The organism is Actinomycetota bacterium (assembly GCA_040755895.1).
In the GTDB taxonomy this organism is placed as follows: domain Bacteria; phylum Actinomycetota; class Aquicultoria; order Subteraquimicrobiales; family Subteraquimicrobiaceae; genus Subteraquimicrobium.
On record JBFMAG010000010.1, the window covers coordinates 1 to 6,650 of the forward strand.

Annotated in this window: 6 protein-coding genes; 1 reads left to right on the forward strand and 5 read right to left on the reverse strand. The window is 45.1% G+C overall.

What is annotated here, in order from left to right; translation table 11 throughout:
• The 4 genes from AB1466_00390 to AB1466_00405 all read right to left on the reverse strand — a co-directional run.
• Nucleotides 1–1,025 (reverse strand): glycoside hydrolase family 57 (locus AB1466_00390; protein MEW6188562.1); only part of this gene is annotated, 1,025 nt, incomplete at its 3' end.
• The gene (locus AB1466_00395; GenBank protein ID MEW6188563.1) at nt 1,018–3,153 is read right to left on the reverse strand and encodes an alpha-amylase/4-alpha-glucanotransferase domain-containing protein; all 2,136 of its coding nucleotides are present in this window, start codon (nt 3,151–3,153) and stop codon (nt 1,018–1,020) included. The genes AB1466_00395 and AB1466_00390, both read right to left, overlap by 8 nt.
• Before the next feature lie 54 nt (nt 3,154–3,207).
• Nucleotides 3,208–4,416: a glycoside hydrolase family 57 protein gene (locus AB1466_00400; protein ID MEW6188564.1), complete on the reverse strand. Its 1,209-nt coding sequence runs from the start codon at nt 4,414–4,416 to the stop codon at nt 3,208–3,210.
• A complete protein-coding gene (locus tag AB1466_00405) occupies nt 4,406–5,725 on the reverse strand; it encodes a glycosyltransferase family 4 protein (GenBank protein MEW6188565.1) in 1,320 nt (439 codons plus the stop codon). The genes AB1466_00400 and AB1466_00405 overlap by 11 nt, the downstream gene beginning before the upstream one ends.
• A gap of 184 nt (nt 5,726–5,909) precedes the next feature.
• Here AB1466_00405 and AB1466_00410 point away from each other — a divergent pair, with 184 nt between their 5' ends.
• Nucleotides 5,910–6,326 carry an EamA family transporter gene (locus AB1466_00410; protein MEW6188566.1) on the forward strand — a complete coding sequence of 139 codons (417 nt, stop codon included), beginning with the start codon at nt 5,910–5,912 and terminating at the stop codon, nt 6,324–6,326.
• 125 nt (nt 6,327–6,451) lie between these two features.
• Here AB1466_00410 and AB1466_00415 read toward each other — a convergent pair.
• Nucleotides 6,452–6,650: thioredoxin family protein (locus tag AB1466_00415; GenBank protein ID MEW6188567.1), on the reverse strand; the 199-nt coding region annotated here is incomplete at its 5' end.

The window sequence follows — 6,650 nt, forward strand, 5'->3', positions numbered from 1 at the left end:
AAAACCCGATCGCGGAATACGATTGCGAGAGAGAACCCTTTTCTCTCTATGCGATAGGCTCGGTAAAGCACTTTGGGTTCGTTTACATGACCTATACCATGACGAGAGATCTCAATCCCAAGCGATTTGGCTAAAATGCCTTCATCGCTGATCAGCCAGGATATATCGGATCCCCCCACCATTGAAAGGATATCCTCTCCCACAGCCAATTCCGGAGGCCAAAGTCCTCGAGGTAACTCGCCAAAGTGGTTTTGGTAGCAATCTATACCCATCTTTATCTGTTCCTTTACATCCTCTGGAAAAGCAAATTGCCTCATGGGAAACACTATTTGTGGCATGGCAAGTCTTGCGATGTTGATATTGCTCAAAAGAGGAAGGATGGGATGATAGTAAGGGGAGGTTGTAACCTCAACCTGCCCTCTTTCCCGCGCTTCCTTATACAAGGAAATGATCCTTTTAATTATCTCCTTTTGCTTTTGAGCTATGACCATTTTGTCTTCCTCTTTAAAATTCCTCCCCTTATTCACTAAAGATTGCAATTTTTCATCGGTCTCGATCCAGAAAGGATCAAACCAGGATAAGTTGAACCAAATCTGCAGATCGAGCATATCCTGCTGGGTAAGGATTTCGATGGCAGCTGTGGGGGACAAAGTTGTTAGAAACTCAATCCTTTTACAGAGGTCAAGGTATCGAGGATAAGGGGAGATTCTTTTATACCAAATGGGATTGCAGAACCGCTTGACGATGAAGAGTTTTTCGGAAGGGGTGAGTGTATCCGCCCGTTTCATGGTCATTTGCCAATACACGTCTTCGACATCACCCTGACCATGGTCTTGAATTTGCCTGAGAAGGCAAGGGGTGAGATTGAAAGTTAGGTGAAGATGGGGATAATCTTTGAGGATGGCAACCATGTCGGCGTAGTCTTTTATAGCATGCACTCGAACCCAAGGGAAGGTGTAGGAGTCATTCCCATAATAAGGCTGATGCATATGCCAAACAAAGGCTACATTTAGAAGTTTACCCATGACACCTTGCCTCTTCAATCTCGTGAATGATTCTAACTTTCCAACTTTCTTGTGGTTCCAGGATAAATTTCCAGCTAGGCATCAACACGGAGCCCTGATAAGTTCTCTCAAAGCCCTCTTCGGATTGGGATACCGTCTCGATGGGAAATCTCCATAAGAGGGCGTCTTTGTCAAACATGAGAGTGATGTTGAGCTTCTTACACTCATCCCGAATGCCCACCGTCGAAGTTCCCGAACTTTCTCCCATACTACTCAACTTATTATCGGGCAATTTTTTTCCAGGAATGTGATAATAAGCATGCTCGCAACCTCCGGGCATGGAAAAATTAAATTCTACTCCAAACCAAATATCCGAGCTTCGGCGAGTAGCAGGATTTTTAATCTCATAATCGATGGTGAATCTGGAACGTTCTTTGGGAATCTCTATCCTCTTTTGAACCTGAAGGGATAACCTTAAGGATCGCTTAAATATGGTTCCCCTCCGTTTGAGTAAAATTACCGGGGGATCGGAGCCAATCACTTGAGCTTCGTAGGGTTGATCCACGAAATCACCCTGTTCTTCATAAACGCATTCTTTAAAAGAGCTTAAATTCGCATCCGGAGACAAAAAATGATCCATTAAAGAGAGACGCCTATACCGGTCGTAATGCAAATAAGGTCTCAAATCCTCTTTACCCACCCGAATGAGCTCATGGATGGTTTTCGCTTTAGAGCCTTGTATTTCCTTTTGCTCCTGCGGTTGGAGGATCCTTTCATGATAGGGTTCTGGTCTTCTGGCCAGCGTATTCAATAAATTTACTAGTTTCGGTTTGTAGTCCAGCTCAAAGAGTGTCCCTCCTTCCGCGGGATCAAAATATAGATTCAACCTCGATGTCTCCACAAGCACCTCATCTAGCCCATCCTTATCGAAATCGAGTAATTTGACCTCTGCCCAAGCTTTGCTGCCATGCAATCGCTCATCCTCCAACGCCTCCGCACGAATCAAATGCTCGTAGATGGCGGATCTAAGGTGGGGAAGATAAAGACCGCCGAAAATGCCGTGCCAATAAGCATCATTGCACTGACCTCGCCATAGCTCCTCCAGGGCTTTGGGGTCATTGGTCCGGTGAACCTTTTCGCTCACATAAAGCATCTTTTTATGTATGTTATTGCTCTCGGGGTACTTTACCAAGAAATTCCTCCAAAACGTCCCTCTTAGAAAAGGAGAATACCGCTGTAAGCTCTGCGACTCACTTAATTCCCTCACAATTCTCTCATATTCCAGAGCCATGGCGGTGGGGAGAGCCCACTCCATTAACTCTGTATAGGATGCGGTGGTTAGGTATATCCTTCCACGGGGATCAAATTTGTCAAGGCATTCAGCGAAAGTAAGGACATCGATCCAATCCGAATTTTCTTCAAGCAGAGTGAAGAAATTTTCTAGCCAGCCCTCTTGGTAGACGGTCCTGTAGGTTCCTGGCCAAGCTCCAAACTTCTCTCCATCGTCATCGATTATGGCTATTCTGTCACCTCTATCCGTAGCCAGGCTATGCAAATAATCGATTATTCGCTTGGGCTCTTTAAAGGGGATGAGATATCTGAGCTTCATGCTCGAGGGAAAAAGCTTGAGGGTAGCCCCTTGCTCCTCGGTGACGTAGTATCCCACCATCTCCTCATCCTTCAAACCGGAGTATCTAAAATGAGAGTCATCGACCACCACATATTCTACTCCTGCATCGGAAATGGGCTTTGCAAGATGGGGTTCCCAAACTCGCTCGGCAAGCCACATACCCCGAGGAGAATAGTGGAGATGAGACTGGATAAAATGGGTTAGCTTATTGATCTGTGCCACCTTATCCTCGTCTGGGATGATGGGTAGAATAGGTTCGTAGAAACCTCCAGTTTTCATCTCAATCTGGTTTGCATCGATTAATCGTCCAAGCATCTCTAGTAACTCGGGATGAGTCTGTAAAATCCACTCAAGGAGAACTCCACTATAGTGCAGAGTTACCTTAATCTTGGGGTGAGACTCCAATACCTGAAGAAAGGGAAGGTAAGCTTGCTGGTATGCAAGTTCAATTACCGAGGGGGGGTTTCCGACGGGTTGATGGCTATGTAGTCCCAAAACAAAACTAATTCTCCTGGTCATACGTCTCCTAGAGATGCAATGATTGTCAAATTCCTGATCCGTTGAAAAACATTTTTATAGATAATGATCCATGGCTCGAATTACATTCTTGTATACCTGTTGTTGCTCCCAAATTATTCTATCCGGACCGAGTTCCCACCACCGTCTTGGGGTGAAGTAGGCCGATACCTCGGCTTCCTCACCAGTACGCCCAAACCATTGAATCGTGTGCAGGTTATCCGATTGTGTAAGCCACATGGCGATGTCCAGCAACCTCTCATGTCCAGTGAGTTTGGCTTTGTTGTAGACGTGCTGCATGAGCCTGAATATCGCCAATTGTGCGGAGTTTCCCAGGAAAAACTCCATCCCCCCGCTTCCCGCCCAGGTGCAACCGAATTCCGGCAAAGGGAGATCGTGGGTCTTATCCTCATACTTTGCTATGGCTTCACTTGGCGTAAGGCAAGTGATGTTCCTCCACTCAAGTTCTCGAGGTAATGATCCTATAAACCAAAAAATTCCCGAATCTTCCCTTTGATGCTCACCGAAGGTTTCCATATCCCAACCGATGAGCACAAAATCTCCCCTTGCCTCTTTAAGCCAGTGGGCATAGGTTTCAGCTTTGAGAGGCCAGCCCTCCCATCTCCGATTGGAGAACCTATAGCCAACATCGTCGCTCAAATCATAATGCCTGGGGAGGAGTTTGAGTTTCTTCCTCACATAAGTGTAAAGGTGAGTGGGATCACGCCATTCCAGCACCCACTCCCTGCCGTCCATTAGTGCACCTTCGAATCCCGCCTGTAAAAGAGCAAAATAAACATCATTTGAGATATACATCTCGGTGGTATCGGTTACCTTGGGCTCAAATCCAAAAATCTCCTTAAGATAACCCCTCCACCATTTCATCCGATCAATGAACTTTTCTATGTCGAAGAAAAAAATGAAGCTATGATAGGGCTCCAGGCAGACTAACTCTACATTTGGATGCTTGACCAGATTTTTAAAACCTTCCAAAACATCTGGTCCCCAGGCTAAGGCCTGTTTGATGAAGGAAGCGGAGAAACCGATGGACATCTTGAAACCACTTTCTACCATCTGAAGAAACAGGCTGGTAGCTGGGTGGTAACATGTCTTTGAAACCTTCTCAAAGTAAAATTGATTAAGCTTAGAATCGAAAACACATCTCTCAATATCATCGGGTGTAGCTCCCTTAGGTATAGGTTGAGCAGGCAACTTCAACCTTTGAGGCTGATGAACGACAACGTAGACTACCAGATCATTGGCCATGGGGATTTTCCCCCATTTGGATATTTTTGGTGAACGCTATGAACTCTAGCCTGTAAATTAGGTTTTTGAGGATTTCGTCCCAGGAGTATTGCTTGGCAGTTATCCGTGCTTCTCTCCTAATCCTTTTCTCCTCATTAGGATGTTCCTTTAAGAAGAGCAAATATTGGACTAATTCTCGGGGATCATCGGTTTCCAAAACGATGGCATTTTGGAAGGGGGTCACATAATCCTCACCAGTTGACCCGGTTATCGCCACCCCTCTGGCGGCCATTACCTCCAAACCCACCAGCCCAAAGGGCTCCCTTCCACTATTGGCCAAGACTGCATCGGAGCCACGGTAGATGAGCCTCAGAAGGTCTTCAGAGAGATAAAATTTGAGATTCAAAATATCAGCGGGTAAGGCTCTACGGAATGCATCAAGGGAATTTTTAATATCTGGCTCTTTGACCCTAACCTCCTTGACCATTAAACCCAGCTTTTTTGCATTATGCACCACTTCTCCCTCGTAGGGTTCCTTACCTCCTCTAATCAAGAAAGTCGTGGAAACACCGATCCTCTTCAAGCAAGCAACCGCTTCCACGGCCATATTCCAGCGTTTATCGGGGTCCCATCTCCCTATCTTGAACAGCACCAAATCGGAAGGGAAAATTGTCCGAAATTCTTTATAGAGTTCATGATCGTGCTCCTCCAGCATTCTTTTGGGAATCCCATTGGGTATCACCATAGGATTTACACCTAAACCCCACATGCAATGCTTCATATATTTGCTCACAGTGGTGATAGTTGTGGTGTAGTTCAGCCTACCCCAATCTATCCGATGAAAGGACATAGTGTGGTTGGCATTCCAAAGCATCAATACTTTATCCCTGAGACCATTATAGTGAAGGATGTCACTGGTGTCGATCATCGCAGCGGCGGTATGCCATTCCTCTCCCATTATAACCACCAATTTTTTTCTTTCTACCGCGGGTTTAACGATATCATTCATGACAAAAGTGGGCACGGTCTCGTTGAAGTCGTACAGCTTTTCACTTTCACCTTGGTACACCCCAATCGGGTAATAGTCACTTATCCACTGAGACCAGCGATGGAGAATCAATCTCCCTTCCTGCAAGCATTCTTCACCCGGCTTCTTCGGATCTCCGATGAAGATGACGTGAGTAGTAAACCCCTTTGAAGCCAAAGCTTGAGTGAGTTCGGAGACCCTCACCCCCAAACCTCCTGCTTGAGAATAATATTTATCCGGCCCTTCAAAGGATATGACCACGAACTCTGTATTTTTTGGTGTTATTTTGATTGCCTTAAGCACAAAAACCACCCCTATAAAAATTCATCGCCTCTACAATTATAAGTTTATCAACACCCGCATTCATTTTTAAGTTAAATTTGGAAAAATTTTCTTTTTATTTTGTTCTCATTTTAGTATCCTTTGCTTACCGGCAATTAATTTGTTTGGTTAATCACAAGAATTATCTTAACTAGGAGGGAATGAAATGCAATGGTTCTGGTTTGCAATTTTGGCGTCCTTATGCTGGGGTAGCGCTCCCATCTTTGAAAAAGTGGGGATAGGGAAGATGAGTCCCCTCGTGGCTGTTACCGTAAGAAGCGTTGTCATTTCCATAATCCTCATCGTCTCCGTCATTCTTACAAAGGAAATAACCACAATACCCAGGGTTGAATTGAAAAGCCTGATTTATATAGCCATCGGTGGCATCTTGGCTGGACTTCTGGGTCAAGTGTTTTATTTCGCCGCACTAAAACTCGGTGAAAGTTCTAGGGTCGTCCCCGTGTGCGGAACATATCCTTTAATTGCAGCGGTATTGGGGATATCCCTGCTGGGTGAAGCTCTCACCATCCCGAAGATAGTTGGAATCATTCTAATAGTTGCTGGAATAATTTTGGTACGATAAGCGATCTTTTTAATATCAGTTGAGATATCTCGCTGCTAACAAGCTTGGATGGGGACAGTCCCCGCTCAAGGCGCCGAGCCCTAGAAAATAATTAGAAGTTCCCAAATTTGAGATGAATGCATTACTCAGTAGAGGAGCTTCTTTACCTCCTCCACCGTGGGTACTCTTCCAGATACTACAACCTTGCCATCCACAATCATTGCTGGTATCATCATTACACCGAGCTTTGCATATTCTCTTACATCATAAAGGTGAGAGATATCGGTGGCAAGGTTCAGTTCAGCACAGGCATCAATCACGTTCTTTTCTGTTAAAGATAATTTT

What these genes read in the sequence shown, in the direction of transcription:
- AB1466_00395 (MEW6188563.1), bottom strand. Translation starts at nt 3,153, where the DNA reads ATGACCAGGAGAATTAGTTTTGTTTTGGGACTACATAGCCATCAACCC.
- AB1466_00400 (MEW6188564.1), bottom strand. Translation starts at nt 4,416, where the DNA reads ATGGCCAATGATCTGGTAGTCTACGTTGTCGTTCATCAGCCTCAAAGG.
- AB1466_00410 (MEW6188566.1), top strand. Translation starts at nt 5,910, where the DNA reads ATGCAATGGTTCTGGTTTGCAATTTTGGCGTCCTTATGCTGGGGTAGC.